Below are 15,868 nucleotides of genomic sequence, written 5' to 3' on the forward strand. Positions count from 1 at the left end.
GCCCGGCGCCTCATCGCTTGCCGCCCGCTCGACGCTTGTCGGTCATGGTCGTCGGCGACAGGATCTGCACCCCGGCGCCTGGCCCCGGGCGGACCGCGTAGGCAGTGCCGGTGTCCTGATCGACGAGGCGGTCCCCGACAGCCCGCATCTGGACCTGGCGCAGACGATCGCGCACGGCCTGGTTCCGCACCGACCGAGCCGCGTCCTCCACCACCGACCGCCCGCCGCCCATACCGGCGGCCGTTGTCGCGTGCTGCACAGCGGCCCTCGCGGCGACCTTGGCTCCGGTGACCGCAGCGGCCTTCGCCGCGACCCCTGCTGCGGTGTTCACCAAGGACGCGCCGCCGGTAGCGGCGGCGGCCCCGGCCTGGACGGCCACGCTCGATGCGCGCCGTACTGCGACGACCTTGCTCGTGGCCTGGGTCAGCTGCGGTGCACGCGACCCGCCAGCGGCGGCCAGGGCGTACCGCACCGCGCCTGCGCGTCCCGCCGGGCCGCTGGTCAGCGTCCGTGACGAGGAGGACCCGGGTACCGGTCCTGGGCGTGGGCGTGGGCTGGGGTTCGGGGGTCCCGGTGACGGTGGGGGCGTAGGCGGCAGCGGGCCAGGCGGTGGGAGCGCAGGGTCTGCCTTGGGCTGCGGGGCGAGCGACGGCCGTGGCGCAGGCAGCGTGGGGGGCCGGCGGCTGGGCGGGTTCAGGCTCAGCGGGAGGTGCGGCATCGTCGTCGGGCGTGAGGCCGAGCCACCGGTGACCTTGGCCAGCTGCTCCGCGATCTGCCCCAGGGTGGTCTTCATCTTGTGCCGCACGACCCACACCCCGACCGCACCCACCACCAGCAGAGCGTTCACGAGCCAGATCCGCGCCATCCAGGGCACGCCTGCCGAGGACGAGAAGAAGCCGGCGATGAACCTCATCCAGACCACGACGAACAAGATCGCGACGGCCAGCATCAGTTCGGCGAACACCACCATGGCCAGCGCCCGGTACAGGGCGCTGCGTGAGCGGCCGGGGATCACGCCCAGGACCAGCTGGGGGATGAGGCGGATCGCCGTCAACCCGGCACCCAGGACGGTCAGCATGGTGAGCACGACCAGGGAGAGCGCGAAGATGCTCAGGGAGAACGCCGCGGGCAGGGTGGTCATCACCGCCATGGCCTTCAGTGCGTCCGGGGAGTCGGAGTAGGTCTTGGCGGCTGCTGAGCAGTCCCCGACCTGCTCGCGGGCGTTCTCCCCCGCCACGACGTCGTCGTAGGTGCTCTCACACGCGGTCCCGTCCAGGACCGTGCCGTAGTTCAGCAGCTGGTGTGGCGTGCGGATCATCGTGTCGACCATCGAGCCGGTCAGGCCGGCCCGGTAGGCGTCCAGGTCGGTGCTGTGGCTGGCGCCGTCCGTGGCGACCACCGAGGCGAGCTCGACCCCGGCGTCCCGGCCCGTCATCAGCATCCCGTTGGGTCCGGCCACGACGCCCATCGGGTCGATCAGTGCGCCCGTGGCCAGGGACGCCACCACGCATCCGACGAGCAGCTCGACCACTCCGCCGGCGAAGCGGCCGCGGATGACCCAGATGGTCACGACGGTGCCCAGCACGATGAGCATCAGCGGCATCAGCCCGAGCTGGCCCATCAGGCTCTGGGTCAGGTCGGCCAAGCCGCGCAGCGGCTCCAGCACCCAGTCCATCCACTCCAGACCCAGGACCCAGTCCAGCGTCCAGATCTGCGTGGCGGTCACCAGGCGATAGGCCGCCCACCCCCCGTCCATCGCAGCGGCCCACATGCGCTTGCCCAGGTCGCCGGGGTTCAGGGCGTTGCCCTCGTACAGCGACATGTTCATGTCCCACACCGAGACACCACGCGTGTCCTGCAGCCCGAACCCGAACGCTGCGCCGGCACCACCGTCCTCGTCAGGTGCTTGCCCCACCAGCGGTGCCGCGTGCGCCGACGACGCAGCCAGCAGACCCATCACGACCACGACAAGCCCCATGGCCAGCGCCCGGGCCGCCATCCGCGGGCCGCGGCTAGACATGGCCACCCGTGGGTGTGGTCTGCACCGACGCGGCGCGCTGCTCCACGCGCGGCAGCAGGACCTTCGCCCGGCCGATGCGGGCCCGGAAGTCGCGGATCAGGCACTCGCCGCGGCGACCGGTCTCGACACCTCGAGCGGAATCGACCGGTGAGGTGTCCTCGGTGATGAGCCGGATCAGGTCCTCGGGCGCGTGCTCCTCGGGCTTGAGCCCCATCACCCAGTGCAGACCTCGCGCGGCCAGGCCGCGGTCCCGGTGCCTCATCAGCACCCTGAACGGGATCAGCCGGCGCAGGACCTCGTCCGGCAGGTCCTCGTAGGGGTCGTGCGTGCCGATGATGAGCGAGGCCTTGTGCTTGCGGCCGTCGCGCAGGAACGCGGTGAGCTCGGCCATGCTCTCCGGGGAGCAGGTGACCGAGTGGGCCTCGTCGACGGCGAACAGGTCCAGCTGTGCGGGGTCCCGGAAGCACCGCTCGCGCGCGACGCCGGCCAGCAGCGCGTACACCGCCCGGCCGAAGACTTTCTCCACCGACATCTGGGCGAAGCGGTGGGCGATGTTCAGCTCGTCGGCCTTCGGCAGCTGCAGCAGGTGCGTCCAGAACACCAGCACCGGGGCGTGGAGGTCGATGGGAGGCAGCGACTCGTCGAACAGCGCACGCCCGAGGTCCTTGCGGGAGAACACGTGCAGGGTGCGGGCCAGCTTGTCCGCGCCGGCGGTCGGGTTGCCCTCGAGGTGCCGCACCAGGGCACCCAGGCTGGTGATGCCGTGCTCGCGCATGTACCCCGGGTCGAGGACCTCGTTGAGCAAGATGCCCACGTCCGACGTGGGCGCCATGTTGAGCAGGGCGGTCAGGAACGACTGGGCGATGCGCCCGGCGGAGGCGGGGGGGAACACGCGCAGCGGGTCCAGGGAGTGCTGGGCGCGCTCGGAGACATCGACGACCACCGCGCCAGGTACTCCAGCCACCGCGGCCCCCCACTCACCCACCGGGGTGCGGTCGATCGCGACCAGGGACGCTCCCCGGTCGACCTCGGCCAAGGCCAGTGCCTTCATGAACACGGACTTGCCGGCGCCGAGCTCCCCCACGCAGGCCACAGCCATGGCCACGTCCAAGCTGGTGCCTGACCCGGCCAGGTCGACCAGGACTGGTTGGGGCCGGCCGGTCGACAGGCCGAGCGCCACCAGCGCCCCTCGGTCGTCGCCCAGGTCGTTGGTCACCACCGGGACAGAGGCGGCGAAGTGGTGCGCGGGAGCGATCTGAGACAGCTCGTGCACGATCCGTGAGGTCGGGCCGGGCAGCCCCGCCCACCACAGCGCCTCCTGACCGGTGGCGTCGATCGACAGCTTGAAGCCGGCCTCGGCGTAGAACTCCGCGACGCGACGGGCGCTGGCCTCGCACGCCGCCGGGGTGGGACCTCCGACGGTGAAGATGGCCGTGGCCTCCACCTCCACCTCCATGCTGTCCGCGGCGAGCAGTTCCCGGTAGGAGCTGAGCTCGGCGTTCGCCAGGCCCAGCTCCGTGGGCACCGCGGCCGCGTTCCCGCTGCGCTGGTACACCTGGTCGTTGAGGTTGCGGGCGGCCTTGATGTTGCGCTGGGTGACCTCTGCGCGGGAGCGGATGTTGAGCCGCAGCGCCCAGTCCACGTCCTCCCCGCACCTGTCGAGGCTGCCGAGCCACTCACCACCCGGGAACTGGACGCCACCGGCCGGGGTCCCGGTCATGACCAGCGACGACTGGTAGGACGCAACTTCCGTGTCGGTGCTGATGACCTTCAGGTACCGCCGGCTCAGCAGACCGAGGCCCGTCAGCGCACCGTTGCCCTTGGTCGGGGTGTCGGTCTGCCCGGCCGGGTCCAGGACCGGGGAGGCGATCGCCGCCGGCGAGCTCAGCAGAGCCTCCTCGGTCTGGCCCGGCGCCGGGACCGTCAGGTCCAGCCCCAGTCCGCGCTGCTGAGCGTGCAGGTGCAGCCACACCACCTCGGCCACCGTGGCCGGACGCGGCTCGAACACCGCCGGCAACGCCGACCGGATCGCCTCGGCCTGCGCGAGGCGAGCGGTGACCTGCTGCGGCGATGGGCCGGTGCGGGGCATGGCCAGGCTGTCGCGCAGACCGCTCATGGCCGAGCGCATCGGCTCGGTGACCCGCGACGACCCCGGGTTGGGCAGAGGTACCGCGAGCCAGTGGGTCCGAGAGCCCAGTGCGATGCCCTCGAGCATGTCCAGGGTCGCCTCGCACTCCTGTGCCCACTCAGGGTGCTGCTCGAGGTCGACCCCACGCATCATCGCCTCCACGACGGCGGCTGGGTCCGTCGTCGAGCACACCCCGAGCATCAGCGCCTCTCCCGAGAGCACCCGGAACAGCGCGGTGTGCATGGCGCGGACCTCGATCTTCTTCTCGTCCGGGCGGTACCCGTAGGGCTGAGGGGTCATCCGCCACACCGCCCACACCGTCCCCGAACGCGTCCACATCAGGTTGCGGGTCAGGTCCGTGATCTGGCTGCGCATCAGGCATCCCTCCTAGTGATCGTCGACGCCAAGAGCTGGGACACACCCGTGGCGACCAGCGGTCGATGCGACACCGTGCCGACTGCAGCCCCTGCAGGCTCAGCAACCGGCTCAGCAACCGGTTCGACGACCGGCTTGGTGAGCGGCTCAGCTGCCGCCTCGGTCGCCACGGACCGCACCGGCGCAGGGTCCACAGCGGACGACGAGCTCGAGGGTGGCGGCGAGGACACCACCATCACGTGCCTCACCAGGTGCGGGCGGGCGACCCGCATCGGCCGGTCGCGCAGCAGACCAGACCGCGGACGGCCGTACAAGGAGACGGCGTCTCCCAGCCACGAGATGGGGTTGCGGCCGCTGGTGGGCAGCCGGCCGCTGAACCACACCACGGCCGCGACGACTCCCGCCCCGACGAGCAGGTTGGTCAGCCCCCCGAAGTGGGCCCACAGCGCGGTCGTCTTGGCCAGGACCAGAACGGAACCCGCACCCAGGAGCACCTGGGTCAGGGTGTACGGCCCACCAGGCAGCGCCGCGCCGTCCGGGAGCCGGCCCACCAGCACCGGAATCCGCCGGGCCCGGGTGAAGAACTGGGCGACGTCCTGCCCCATGCCACACCCCCTTTCCGCGATCGGTCCTCAGCTCAGACGTGCCGGCTCACCGACACGGGAACGGCCGCAGCCAGGTCGTTGCCGACCTGCTGCTGCACCGTGGTGATGCCGTTGCCCACCACCAGCCACATCAGCAGTCCCCCGACCAGCGCTCCCATCGCCAGCTTCGCCAGCGAGAAGCCGCCCTTGAACACGTAGATGGCGACGAACACGAGGATCGCCAGGGTCACCCCCGTCTTGAACAGGGTCGTCAGGTCGACGGCCTGCGTCGTCAGGTTGTCGATCAGACCTGCGGGCATGTGGACGTTCATGAGGTGCCTCCTGCGGGTTGGGTGACGGCACGAGCGCCGCCGAGAACTGGGGTCCCTTGCATGCGGGTGACCTCCCACCGCCCCGCGCGGGCGGTGAAGGCCAGCCGGTACTGCGCCGTCACGGCACCGTCACCGGTGCCGCAGACGACCTCGACGAGCACCTGCGCGGTGCGCCCATCAGCCGGCGCGCCGACGTCTTCGACCTGCTCCGAGCTCATGACCGTGCGAACGACGACCTCGTCGAACGCGGCCGGCGTGACCGCGCTGATCGACGTCCCCGGGCTCGTGTACCGGGTGATGTCTCCCTGCCCAGCCAGCAGCGCCCGCAGGAAGTCACCCGACGCCGACCCCAACGGGCCCGTCGACGACTGCGCCACCGGGTACGCCACCGCCGCGCCGGTCTCATCACCGGGAGCCGGCACGATCGCCGGCAAGGTCAGCGGCTGCGCCATCGACCCCTGCGCGGTGGTGACCGCGGCCACCGGCACCTCGTAGTAGCGGCGAACCCATGCATCTGCCTCGCTGGTGCGCACGTCGACACCGACCGTGACCGACCACACCCCCTGCCCAACGTCGACGACGTCAGCGACAGCACCAGCCCGAAGCTCGGGAGCGACCTCGGGCAGCGTCGACCACTGCGCAGCGGGGTAGATGGCCTGCAGGGCGGCGCCGTCAGACCGGGTCGCCGTCAGCCACGTCGAGACCGTCGTCACCGCCGAGTCCCCCACAGCCATGACCTGACCAGGCGCGACCGGAGCCGCCACCGCGACCGGAGCACCCTCACCGCCAGCCACCGCCGTCGCAGCCACACCCAACGCGACCGGGCCGCACAGCAAGCACCCCCACAGCGCGACCGACGCCGCCTTCGTCATCAGCGACGGCCCGTTCGTCCACGTCTGCGCCGACGCCACCGCAGGCGACTCCGCGGCGGCCTCCGGCTCCTGCGACGCCGGCGACCTGCGCCGAGCCTTCAGTGAGACGCTCACGCGCCCGCCTCTCCCCCGTCAGCCAACTCAGCGGCCAACCTCGATCGCGCGGCTCGGCCCTCGACCGCCCGGGCGCCGGACAGAACCTCCCCCAGGGCGATCACCGCCGCGCAGGTCTCGTCGTCTCCCAGCGGGTCCACGCGCAGGCGCTCAAGAACCGGGGTCAGGCACGTGGCCACCTCGCGGCGCGCCGCTCGCACCACCGCGCTGTCACGCAGCGTCTGGACATCGCACATGACCGATCACCCGGGCTCTCTCGTCGCTCTTGGTCTTCTGGCGCTGACAGCAGTAACTGCGCGACCCAGCCCCCGCGGGACACACCAACCACGACTTTCTCCGCCAACCCGAGGACCAAGACGCGCGTGACCAGCGCCTTTACCCGGGCACACGGTCACTGTGACGCACATCACACCGCGCGGGAGGGTGTGGGCAAGGGGTTCGGGCAAGGGGTCGTGAGGACGGTCAGGGGCGGGGAAAGGAGGCCCGCCATGACGAACCCCCGCACCACCACACGCCGGCCGCACAGTCCGGCTCGCGACGACGCCACGTCCCAGCCGGTCCCGGTGATCCAGACCCTCAACCGCGAGTGGGTCGACCTCGTCGCGACCGGCGCCTTCGCCGAGGAATCGGACACCTGGCTGCAGCGCTGGCCGGCCCTGCGGCCGTACTTCCAGCCCGCCACGGGCCCCAGCACCCGCCTGGACCGCACCAGCGCCGACGAGGTCCTCGGTGCACTTCTGGCCGAGCACGCAGCCGGCAGCTACGCGGCCGGCCGTACGGTGCTGCAGTGCATGCTCGGCTCGACGATCACCATCGCCCAGCGGTGCCGCGCGCGGCACGCGACCCTCGACGAGGCCTTCGCCGAGACGGTCGCGGCCATGTGGACCGCGATCTCCACTTACCCCCTCGAGCGGTCCGGGCCCGTCGCCACGCGACTGCACTTCGCCACCCTCGACGCCGTCGCCGGCCGCCAGGTACGCAAGACCCACGAGCACGAGGTACCACTGCCCGACGAGATCCTCACCGCCCAGATGGCACGCAGCCACGTCGACCCGTGCGAGCACACCCTCGGCTCGATCGGCGAGGCACTGGAGGTCGTGGCGTGGGGCGTGGACGTCCAGGCGATCACCCCGGCCGAGGCGTCCCTGATCACCCGCCTGTACATCAGCGACGCAGACTCCCCCACCGACGCCCGCAGCCTCGCAGTCGAGCTCGACATCACCCACGCCGCCCTGCGCAAGCGCGCTCACCGCGCCGTGCGCCGCCTCGCCCAGGCAGTGCACGACGACCAGGCGGCCTAACACTAGTAGCGCGCACCATCACTACCGGTAGGCCCTATCTACCCGTCATAAAGCCCATCGGTATAACGCTAGTAGTGCCTTGATAGCGGCTTGCATGCCACTCACGGTCGGACACCATGCAACCTGCGTTAACCGCGTCAGTACGTTGCAGTCCGCTCGTCTGCCGCTATCAGTGCACTTGCAGTAGCGCGGCGGGTCATCTGCATGCGGGTCGCATGCCTCCATGTTGGCGCTTGCTAGCAACTGTCGTTACTGTCGCGATCACGCCGGGCTACTACAGAGGCCTGAGCGCTTCCAGCGAGAGGTTCACATGCTGACGACAGAGCAACGCCGCGGCCTGTCACGTGTCATCGCTGTGGCGACTGGCAAGGGAGGCGTCGGCAAGACGTCCATCACCGCGAATGTCGCAGGACTACTCGCGGCTGCCGAGATGCGCGTGCTGGCCGTGGACCTGGACTCGCAGTCCAACCTGGGCGAGGACCTGGGGTACACCGCCACAGGCCGTGGAGACCACGGCGAAGCGGCGTTCCAGGCCATCACCACCGGCGCAGCGTTGACCCCGATACGCGATGTCCGGGCGAACCTCGACGTCATCCCGGCGGGGGAGTACACCGAGGACCTCGCCGGCGTTCTGGACGCCCGGCGCGGACGCCGCGGCGAGGAGGCCGTGATGGAGTCCCTCGCAGTGAGCCTGGCGCCCATCGCTGGCGACTACGACGTGGTGCTCTTGGACTGCCCGCCCAAGGGACGCGTGATCCAGGAGATCGCCCTGGCCGCCGCCCGCTGGCTGCTGATCCCCACCAAGTCCGACGTCAGTAGCCGCAAGGCTATCTCTCACATCGCCGACCGCTTCACCGCAGCCCGCACGGTCAACCCCGAGGTCGACCTGCTGGGCGTCGTGCTGTTCGGCTCAGGCACCTCCACGACGCGACTTCGCCAGGACACGCTGCGCGAGATCGCCGCAGACCTCCAAGCCGAGGACCCGCTGTTCCACGCCGTGATCCGGCACGCCGAGGTCTCAGCGGTGCAGGCCCGCAACAGCGGGCGTCTGGTGCATGAGCTCGAGGAGGTCGCTCGCACGCAGGAGCCCTGGTACACCCGCCTGCGGACCCGCACCACCGACCAACCCGTGGTCGCCAGCTCGGTCACCGGGCTCGCAGGGGACTACCAGCAGCTGGCGGAGGAGATCGTCGCCCGCCTGGAGAAGCACGAGACGGGGGAGACCGACCGATGAACTCCGACAGCAGTCTGGGGCGCCAGGACCTCGGCTCAGCCTTCGGCCGCTCCGCCGGCCTCAAGGGCCGGCTCGGGTCCAGACCGGCGGCGGCGGACAAGGACGACGACACGACCGATCTGCCTGACCAGGCCACTGCGCAGCCACCAAGCCGCGCCGAGCAGGTACGCCCGCGGCCACGCCCGGCTACAGCGGGGCGAGCGACGAACACGAACTACCCGGTGCACGTGCCCAGCGAGCTCGTCGAGCCGTTCAACAAGCGCCGCGACACCGAGGGGACGTCGAACACGCTCCTAGTGTTCGACGCGATCGACGCCCTCGTCGACGCCGACCAGCCTGACCCGTACGAGCGGCTGCGCCGGGCGGTCACGACCGACCTCGTCGGCGCCGCCCCGACCAGCCTGTTCCAGCGCGCGCCACGTCGGGTCCGACCAGGCGCAGGCGTCCCGCGCACCCAGGTCATGCTGCGGATGTCCACCGAGAACCGCGCCGTGATCGAGGACCTCGTCGAGCAGACCGGGGCAGTGGACCGCAGCCACCTCATCACGGTGGCGCTCACCGCCTACCTCAAGACCCCCCAGGACGAGCGATGACGACCACGACCACGACCACCACCCCGCAGCAGGCACCGGCCCGCGTCACACCGGCGGCCCCCATCCGCCCCAAGCCGCTGCGGCCTCGCCGCCGCTGGGGGATGGTCGGCCTCGGCGTGGCCCTGATCGCGCTGGGGTCCCTGGCGGCGGTCCTGGTCGTAGGCCGGCTGTCCAACTCGGTCGACGCCGTTGCGCTGACCCGTGAGGTGCCCCGCGGCACGGTCATCACTGCCCAGGACCTGACCATCGTCGACCTGCCGAGCACCGCCAGCGCCCTGCAGCCAGTACCCGCCGCCCAGATCGACGAAGTCATCGGCCAGTACGCCGCCACCGACCTGTTCCCGGGCGCACTCCTGACCCCACAGGCCACCACCACCGCCCTGACCCCGCCCAGCGGTCAGTCTGTGGTGGGCGTCGCCCTGACCGCAGCCCAGCGGCCCACCATCGACCTGCGAGCCGGTGACCGAGTTCGGATCGTGGAGACCCCCATCACCCAAGGCGACCCGCCGGCCCAGACGCCACCGACCCTGCCCGCGACCGTCGTGGCGGTCAGCCCCACCGACGCAGACACCGTGATCGTCAACGTCGCCGTCGGCACCCAGGACGCCGCTGACCTGGCCGCCCGGGCCGCCACCGGGCGGGTCGCGCTGATCCTGGACTCGCTGGAGGACTGACGTGGCACTCATCGCACTCGCCTCAGCCAAGGGCGCCCCCGGGGTCACCACCGCGGCCCTGGCCTTGGCCATGGTCTGGCCACGATCAGTGCTGCTCGTCGAAGCCGACCTCGCCGGCACATCGGTGATGCCCGGCTACTACCGCGCTCTCGTACCTCACGACCGGGGACTGCACCAGCTCGCCATCGCACACAGCCACGGCGACCTCACCGACCGCGAGCTGTGGGACCAGACCATGGCCCTGGACCAGACCGACACGCAGCGCGCGTTCCTGCCCGGCATCCTCAAGCCACGCTCCGCGGCGTCCCTGCGGGACCTGTGGGGCCCCCTGGCCAGCCACCTGGCAGCGCTCGAAGCCGGGGGAGTGGACGTCATCGTCGACCTGGGACGCATCCAGGCGCGCGAGGACCGCGAGCCGCTCCTGACAGTGGCCGACCTCGTGCTGCTGACCACCAGCTCACGACTGCCAGACGTGGTGATGACCCAGGCCATCGCCGCCGACCGGGTGTCCTCCTCCACCCGGGCGGTGACCAACCTCGCGCTGCTCGTGGTCGGCCCCGGCCGGCCCTACACCGAGCAGCAGATCGCTAAGCACGTCGGCCTGACCTCCGTCGGGACCCTGGCGTGGGACCAGGTCTCGGCGCAGGTCCTGAGCGTCGGCACCCGCCCGACCGGCCAGTTCACCAAGTCACCACTGATGCGCACCGCGACAACCGTTGCTGACCAGATCGGCCAGCACATCACCCAGCGACGCGACCAGCTCGACACCAAGGAACCCCGATGAGCACCGACGCCGACGACATCACCCCCCTGGACGACCTCCCGCTGTTCGCGGCCCCACCGAGCTCTGCCCCCGCCGGCCGCTCCCCGCGCACACCGGCACCCACCGACACCCCAGTCCCCAGGACCATCCCCACGCCCGCTCGGACCCAGGCCGCCGACGTCCTCACGGGCGCCGCCGACCGGGACTTCTGGCGCACCGTCACCGCACTGCGCAGCAGGGTCGCCGATCTCCAGGCCGCCGCCCTGACCTTCCAGAGCACCCTGGACGCCTCCAGCCGAGAGGAGCTCGGCCGCGCCCACATCGTTCAGGTGGTGCGCGACCACTCCGACGCCCTCCTGCGCAACGGGCAGCCCCCGCTGACCACCGAGCTCGAGACACGGCTGGTCAAGGCGCTGTTCGACGCGATGTACCGCCTGGGTCGGCTGCAGCCCCTCGTCGAGCTCGACGGGGTCGTCAACATCGAGATCGACGGCCACGACCGGGTCCTCGTCATCTACGCCGACGGACGACACGAGTACGCCCCGCCGGTAGCAGACTCCAACGCCGACCTGATCGCCGACCTGGCGTTCCTGGCCTCCCGTGATCCGGACATCGAACGCAGTTTCACGCGCTCCAACCCGTTCCTGGAGATGCCCCTGCCCGGGCACGCACGTCTGGCCGCATTGTCCTGGGTCACCCCGTGGCCCCGCGTGACCATCCGGATGCAGCACCTCAAGCACGTCGAGCTGAGCAAGCTGCGCGAGAACAACACCATCGACGGAGTGCTCGAGTCGTTCCTGACCGCGGCAGTGCGTGCCAAGAAGTCGCTCATCATCTCCGGCGAGGGCCAAGGCAGCGGGAAGACCACCCTGCTGCGAGCCCTCGCCGCCGCCATACCCACGTGGACGTCCGTCGCGACCATCGAGACCGACTACGAGCTCTACCTCCACGAGGAGCCCGCCCGGCGCAACCGGGTCCTGCCGCTGCAGGCACGAGTGGGCAGCGGCGAGCAGACCGCCTCCGGCGGCCGGGCCGGGGAGATCACCACCATGGAGCTCGTCTACCGGGCCCTGCGCCACAACATCGACCGGATCATCGTCGGGGAGGTCCGCGGCCCCGAGATCGTCGCGATGTTCGAGGCCATGCAGGGCGGCAACGGGTCCATGTCCACCGTGCACGCCGACTCCGCCCGCGACGTCATCGAGCGGCTCGTCGGACTGGCCGTCAAGGACTCCCGCCTTTCAGAGACCTACGCCTACCGGCAGATCGCGCAGTCCATCGACCTGATCGTGCACCTGTCCGTCGACGAGCGCCCCGACGGCTCCCGGTACCGCTACGTCAGCCAGGTCATCGAGGTCACCCCCGGTGAGCAGCACCAGCCCGTCGCCGTCAGCGACCTGTTCATCCCCGGCCCTGACGGGCGCGCCGTGCCGGCTTCCAACCCGACCTTCCTCAACGCCCTCGTGCGCGCCGGGTTCGACCAGAGCCTGCTGACCTACACCGAGGGCACCTGGGGGCCCCGATGACCCCCCTGGCAGCCGGCCTCGCCGTCCTGCTGGGCGGCGCCGGCCTGCTCACCATCGCAGTGGGGCTCTCCACCACCGCGCCCCCCACCCGGCCCCGGCGCACCTCCACCGCCGCCGGGCGCCTGAGACCAACCCAGCGGCGCACCCTGCTCATCTCCGCGGCCCTCGCGGTCCTGCTCGCCGCGTTCACCGGGTGGTGGCTCACAGTCCTGGTGCTGCCCGCTGCAGCCCTCGGCCTGCCCAGCCTGCTACGACCAGCCAAGAGCGTCGAGGTGCAGCAGCTGGCCGACCTCGAGACGTGGCTGCGCGGACTGTCCGGAACTCTCGTCGGAGGCGGCACCGGCCTCGAGCAAGCCATCCGCGCGTCCCTGGGGTCAGCACCTCCCACCCTGCAGCCGTCGCTGGCCGGCCTAGTCGCGCGGCTCAACGCCCAGCAGCCGATCGAGGGGGCACTACGGCGGTGGGCTGACGAGGTGAACCACTACACCTGCGACCTGGTCGTGGCCTGCCTCATCCTGGAATCCCAGCGGCGCGGGGGAGCGGTCAGCAGGGCCCTGGACGAGCTCGCCGACACCGTCGCCGAGCTGACCACCGCCGAGCGGCAGATCGAGGCAGACCGGTCCGGTCCGCGCACCACCGCCCGTGTGGTCACGATCATCAGCGTCCTGGGCCTGGCAGCGCTGAGCCTGACGACGACCTACATCAGCTGGTACGGCACCCCCCTGGGGCAGGTCATCGCACTGGTGCTCCTCGCCGCCTACGGCGGGTGCCTGCTGTGGATGCAGCACATCGCCGCCGGCAAGCCCGTCCCACGGTTCCTGCCCGCCACGACCGTGGGGACGTGAGCACACCATGACGTGGCTGATCCCTCTGCTGTGCGGGGCGACCATCGGGGCCGGCGTGTGGCTCCTGGTCCGCGAGGCCGTACCCGCCGACCCCCACCTCAAGAGCGCGCTGGACCGCCTGGCCGGCACCAGCCGGCCCACCCCTGTGACCCTCGACCCCGCGGCCAGCCTCACCGACCGCGTCGGTGCGGCCGCAGTCCGGTACATCACCGCACCCGTCATCCCTCAGCTCACGCCGTCGCGGGCTGACCTCGACCTGATCGAGAAAGCCCCCCACACCCACCTGGGCGAGAAGGTCCTCGCGGCGGCGGCTGCCGCGCTGGCCGCTCCGATCCTCAGCGTGCTGGCCGTCGTGGCTGGACTGTCCGTCTCGGTCACCGTGCCCCTGGGCGCCGCGATCCTGTTCGGCGTTGCTGGGTGGGTCCTGCCCGACGTCGAGGCGACCAGCAAGGCGCGTGCCGCCCGCGCCGACTTCACCCGGGCCGTCGGCGCCTACCTCGAACTCCTCGCGATCGAGCGGATGAGCGGCGCCGGCGCCACTCAGGCCACCGAAGGCGCGGCCGAGGTCGCCCAGTCGTGGCCGTTTCGGCGCATCGCCCAGACCCTGCAGCGGGCGCGCTGGGCCGGCAAGACGCCCTGGGCCGCCCTCCACGAGCTCAGCGACGAACTGGCCGTGCCCGCGCTGCACGACGTCGCCGACATCATGCGCCTGGCCGGCGCCGAGGGGACGGCCGTCGTGGAGCAGCTTCGCGGGCGCGCCCGCAGCATGCGCGGCACCCAGATGTCCCTCGAGCGAGCCGCCGCCAACGACGCCTCCACCCGCATGAACATCCCCATGGCGGCGACCGTCATCGTCTTCACGTTCGCGCTGGTCGTCCCCATCGGGATGCAGGCCCTGGGCATGGCCCCGTGATGGGTCCCTCGAACGGGCCCGGAGCATCCGATTCGTCATGGCCTGTCACATCCGTGTCTCAGAATGCATCTACTGCTGTTACAGGCCGTGCCCGCCACCGCACCCAAGGGAAACCCCAGATGATCCAGACCCTGGTCACCATGTACACCATCGTCCTCGGCCGCTTCGAGGAGGCCAGGACCGACTCGAACCGCGAGGCCGGATCGGCCATCGAGTACGTCGTCATCGCCGCCGGGGTCCTCGCCCTGGCGATCGGCGTCGTCGCAGCCGTCGTGGCCCTGGTCGGCCGCTACACCGCGCAGCTCTAGGCCCACCATGACCACGACACAGGCGCGGCGGCCCAGGGTGCCCCGACCCCCCTGGGCCGCTCGCCTGTGCCCCGAGCGCGGCTCGGCGAGCGTCGAGGCGGTGATCCTGTACCCGGCCGTCCTGCTGCTGCTGTTCGCGATCGTCCAGGGCGGGGTGTACGCCCACGCCCGCAACGTCGCCCGCGACGTCGCCAACGGGGCCGTGATCGCGGCCCGCTCACAGGACGCCACCGCCGCCGACGGGATCAGCGAGGGCACCGCCCGCCTCGAGCGCGCCGGCGGCGCGAGCCTGATCACCGGCGCCACGGTCCAGGTCGAGCGGGGACCGGCCACCGTCACGGTGACCGTCACCGGCTCGGCACTGTCAATCCTGCCCGGCGTCAGCGGGCTGCCGATCACCCAGACCGCCAGCGGCGCCGTCGAGCGGTTCGTGCCATGAGCCGCTCCCGTGAAACCGGATCGACCACTCTGGGCACTGTCATCGCAGTCCCGGCCCTGCTCCTGGTCGGGATGCTGCTGCTCATGGCCGGACGGGTGACCATCGCCGGCGGCACCGTCCAGTCCGCGGCCCACGAAGCGGCCCGGGCGGCGTCGATCTCCCGCACCGCCAGCGCCGCGCGCACCGCGGCCAACGATGTCGTGGCCACCACTCTGGACAACTCCGAGCTGGAATGCGTGACCACGTCCGTGGCGGTCGATACGGCGGCATTCGCCCGCCCCGTGGGGCAGAGCGGGCAGGTCACCGTGACCGTTGCCTGCACCGTCCCCCTGGACGACCTCGCGCTGCCCGGCGTCAGCGCCACCCGGACCCTGACCGCCACCAGCACCAGCGTGCTGGATACCTACCGGAGCAGGTCATGACACCAGTGCGCCGCCGCGACGACACCGAGCGGGGAGACGTCTCGATCCTGCTCGTCGTGGTCGTGGCGGCCCTCATCGTGATGCTCGGGCTCGTCGTCGACGCCGGCGGGCGCCTGCGCGCCGGCGACAACGCCGCCCACGTCGCCCAAGCCGCGGCCCGCGCCGCCGGGCAGCAGCTCACGACCAGCACCACCCAGCTCACCGGGACCCGCCCACCCATCAGCGCCAGCACAGCCACAGCCGCCGCGAACGACATCCTGGCCGCAGCCGGGATGGCCGGGAGCGTCACCGTCACCGGTGACCTGGTCACCGTCACCACGAGCACGACCTACGTCCCGCAGATCCTGACCATCGGCGGACCATGGACCGTCACCGGCACCGCGACCGCCCGCGTCGCCCGCGGCATCACAGGAGAGAGCTGACCC

At 71.4% G+C, this 15,868-nt stretch carries 18 protein-coding genes; 12 read left to right on the plus strand and 6 right to left on the minus strand.

Annotated features, from left to right (window positions below; all coding sequences use genetic code 11):
• Positions 1–10: 10 nt before the first annotated feature.
• Genes Q0840_RS17665 through Q0840_RS17690 form a run of 6 tightly spaced genes read right to left on the minus strand, consistent with a single transcriptional unit; the run spans position 11 to position 6,661 of the window.
• Positions 11–2,020 carry a hypothetical protein gene (locus Q0840_RS17665; protein WP_298462050.1) on the minus strand — a complete coding sequence of 670 codons (2,010 nt, stop codon included), beginning with the start codon at positions 2,018–2,020 and terminating at the stop codon, positions 11–13.
• Entirely contained in the window at positions 2,013–4,523 is a 2,511-nt protein-coding gene (locus Q0840_RS17670) for an ATP-binding protein (RefSeq protein ID WP_298462051.1), read from the minus strand. Before Q0840_RS17670 ends, Q0840_RS17665 begins: the two co-directional genes overlap by 8 nt.
• A complete protein-coding gene (locus Q0840_RS17675) occupies positions 4,523–5,128 on the minus strand; it encodes a hypothetical protein (RefSeq protein ID WP_298462053.1) in 606 nt (201 codons plus the stop codon). Before Q0840_RS17675 ends, Q0840_RS17670 begins: the two co-directional genes overlap by 1 nt.
• Before the next feature lie 32 nt (positions 5,129–5,160).
• Positions 5,161–5,439, minus strand: a complete 279-nt coding sequence (locus Q0840_RS17680; protein WP_298462055.1) for a hypothetical protein — start codon at positions 5,437–5,439, stop codon at positions 5,161–5,163.
• Positions 5,436–6,425 carry a conjugal transfer protein gene (locus Q0840_RS17685; RefSeq protein WP_298462057.1) on the minus strand — a complete coding sequence of 330 codons (990 nt, stop codon included), beginning with the start codon at positions 6,423–6,425 and terminating at the stop codon, positions 5,436–5,438. Before Q0840_RS17685 ends, Q0840_RS17680 begins: the two co-directional genes overlap by 4 nt.
• Positions 6,422–6,661 (minus strand): hypothetical protein, encoded by a 240-nt coding sequence (locus tag Q0840_RS17690; protein WP_298462058.1) that lies wholly within the window; start codon positions 6,659–6,661, stop codon positions 6,422–6,424. The genes Q0840_RS17685 and Q0840_RS17690 overlap by 4 nt, the downstream gene beginning before the upstream one ends.
• A gap of 252 nt (positions 6,662–6,913) precedes the next feature.
• On the opposite strand from Q0840_RS17690, the gene Q0840_RS17695 reads away from it, so the two are divergent.
• From Q0840_RS17695 to Q0840_RS17750, 12 genes are all read left to right on the plus strand, one after another.
• A complete protein-coding gene (locus Q0840_RS17695) occupies positions 6,914–7,726 on the plus strand; it encodes a hypothetical protein (RefSeq protein ID WP_298462059.1) in 813 nt (270 codons plus the stop codon).
• 310 nt (positions 7,727–8,036) lie between these two features.
• Positions 8,037–8,960, plus strand: a complete 924-nt coding sequence (locus tag Q0840_RS17700; RefSeq protein WP_298462060.1) for a ParA family protein — start codon at positions 8,037–8,039, stop codon at positions 8,958–8,960.
• The gene (locus Q0840_RS17705) at positions 8,957–9,553 is read left to right on the plus strand and encodes a hypothetical protein (protein ID WP_298462062.1); all 597 of its coding nucleotides are present in this window, start codon (positions 8,957–8,959) and stop codon (positions 9,551–9,553) included. The genes Q0840_RS17700 and Q0840_RS17705 overlap by 4 nt, the downstream gene beginning before the upstream one ends.
• Complete coding sequence (locus Q0840_RS17710) at positions 9,550–10,227, plus strand: SAF domain-containing protein (protein ID WP_298462063.1); 678 nt, start codon at positions 9,550–9,552, stop codon at positions 10,225–10,227. The genes Q0840_RS17705 and Q0840_RS17710 overlap by 4 nt, the downstream gene beginning before the upstream one ends.
• Before the next feature lies 1 nt (position 10,228).
• Positions 10,229–11,011, plus strand: a complete 783-nt coding sequence (locus tag Q0840_RS17715) for a hypothetical protein (protein ID WP_298462064.1) — start codon at positions 10,229–10,231, stop codon at positions 11,009–11,011.
• Positions 11,008–12,516, plus strand: a complete 1,509-nt coding sequence (locus Q0840_RS17720) for a CpaF family protein (protein ID WP_298462065.1) — start codon at positions 11,008–11,010, stop codon at positions 12,514–12,516. Before Q0840_RS17715 ends, Q0840_RS17720 begins: the two co-directional genes overlap by 4 nt.
• On the plus strand, positions 12,513–13,361 hold the full coding sequence (locus Q0840_RS17725; protein WP_298462066.1) for a type II secretion system F family protein: 849 nt from the start codon (positions 12,513–12,515) through the stop codon (positions 13,359–13,361). The genes Q0840_RS17720 and Q0840_RS17725 overlap by 4 nt, the downstream gene beginning before the upstream one ends.
• 7 nt (positions 13,362–13,368) lie before the next feature.
• Positions 13,369–14,274 carry a type II secretion system F family protein gene (locus tag Q0840_RS17730; RefSeq protein WP_298462069.1) on the plus strand — a complete coding sequence of 302 codons (906 nt, stop codon included), beginning with the start codon at positions 13,369–13,371 and terminating at the stop codon, positions 14,272–14,274.
• A gap of 119 nt (positions 14,275–14,393) precedes the next feature.
• A complete protein-coding gene (locus Q0840_RS17735) occupies positions 14,394–14,582 on the plus strand; it encodes a hypothetical protein (protein WP_298462071.1) in 189 nt (62 codons plus the stop codon).
• 7 nt (positions 14,583–14,589) lie between these two features.
• Positions 14,590–15,021 (plus strand): TadE family protein, encoded by a 432-nt coding sequence (locus Q0840_RS17740; protein ID WP_298462074.1) that lies wholly within the window; start codon positions 14,590–14,592, stop codon positions 15,019–15,021.
• Positions 15,018–15,443: a TadE/TadG family type IV pilus assembly protein gene (locus tag Q0840_RS17745; protein ID WP_298462077.1), complete on the plus strand. Its 426-nt coding sequence runs from the start codon at positions 15,018–15,020 to the stop codon at positions 15,441–15,443. The genes Q0840_RS17740 and Q0840_RS17745 overlap by 4 nt, the downstream gene beginning before the upstream one ends.
• Positions 15,440–15,865 carry a hypothetical protein gene (locus tag Q0840_RS17750; protein WP_298462080.1) on the plus strand — a complete coding sequence of 142 codons (426 nt, stop codon included), beginning with the start codon at positions 15,440–15,442 and terminating at the stop codon, positions 15,863–15,865. Before Q0840_RS17745 ends, Q0840_RS17750 begins: the two co-directional genes overlap by 4 nt.
• The last annotated feature ends 3 nt before the right edge of the window (positions 15,866–15,868 follow it).

The organism is uncultured Cellulomonas sp. (genome assembly GCF_947494015.1).
Lineage (GTDB): Bacteria > Actinomycetota > Actinomycetes > Actinomycetales > Cellulomonadaceae > Pengzhenrongella.

Excerpts from the sequence above, each read along its gene's own strand:
- Q0840_RS17665 (WP_298462050.1), bottom strand. The coding sequence starts at position 2,020 with ATGTCTAGCCGCGGCCCGCGGATGGCGGCCCGGGCGCTGGCCATGGGG.
- Q0840_RS17670 (WP_298462051.1), bottom strand. The coding sequence starts at position 4,523 with ATGCGCAGCCAGATCACGGACCTGACCCGCAACCTGATGTGGACGCGT.
- Q0840_RS17675 (WP_298462053.1), bottom strand. The coding sequence starts at position 5,128 with ATGGGGCAGGACGTCGCCCAGTTCTTCACCCGGGCCCGGCGGATTCCG.
- Q0840_RS17680 (WP_298462055.1), bottom strand. The coding sequence starts at position 5,439 with ATGAACGTCCACATGCCCGCAGGTCTGATCGACAACCTGACGACGCAG.
- Q0840_RS17690 (WP_298462058.1), bottom strand. The coding sequence starts at position 6,661 with ATGTGCGATGTCCAGACGCTGCGTGACAGCGCGGTGGTGCGAGCGGCG.
- Q0840_RS17695 (WP_298462059.1), top strand. The coding sequence starts at position 6,914 with ATGACGAACCCCCGCACCACCACACGCCGGCCGCACAGTCCGGCTCGC.
- Q0840_RS17700 (WP_298462060.1), top strand. The coding sequence starts at position 8,037 with ATGCTGACGACAGAGCAACGCCGCGGCCTGTCACGTGTCATCGCTGTG.
- Q0840_RS17705 (WP_298462062.1), top strand. The coding sequence starts at position 8,957 with ATGAACTCCGACAGCAGTCTGGGGCGCCAGGACCTCGGCTCAGCCTTC.
- Q0840_RS17710 (WP_298462063.1), top strand. The coding sequence starts at position 9,550 with ATGACGACCACGACCACGACCACCACCCCGCAGCAGGCACCGGCCCGC.
- Q0840_RS17720 (WP_298462065.1), top strand. The coding sequence starts at position 11,008 with ATGAGCACCGACGCCGACGACATCACCCCCCTGGACGACCTCCCGCTG.
- Q0840_RS17725 (WP_298462066.1), top strand. The coding sequence starts at position 12,513 with ATGACCCCCCTGGCAGCCGGCCTCGCCGTCCTGCTGGGCGGCGCCGGC.
- Q0840_RS17730 (WP_298462069.1), top strand. The coding sequence starts at position 13,369 with ATGACGTGGCTGATCCCTCTGCTGTGCGGGGCGACCATCGGGGCCGGC.
- Q0840_RS17735 (WP_298462071.1), top strand. The coding sequence starts at position 14,394 with ATGATCCAGACCCTGGTCACCATGTACACCATCGTCCTCGGCCGCTTC.
- Q0840_RS17740 (WP_298462074.1), top strand. The coding sequence starts at position 14,590 with ATGACCACGACACAGGCGCGGCGGCCCAGGGTGCCCCGACCCCCCTGG.
- Q0840_RS17745 (WP_298462077.1), top strand. The coding sequence starts at position 15,018 with ATGAGCCGCTCCCGTGAAACCGGATCGACCACTCTGGGCACTGTCATC.
- Q0840_RS17750 (WP_298462080.1), top strand. The coding sequence starts at position 15,440 with ATGACACCAGTGCGCCGCCGCGACGACACCGAGCGGGGAGACGTCTCG.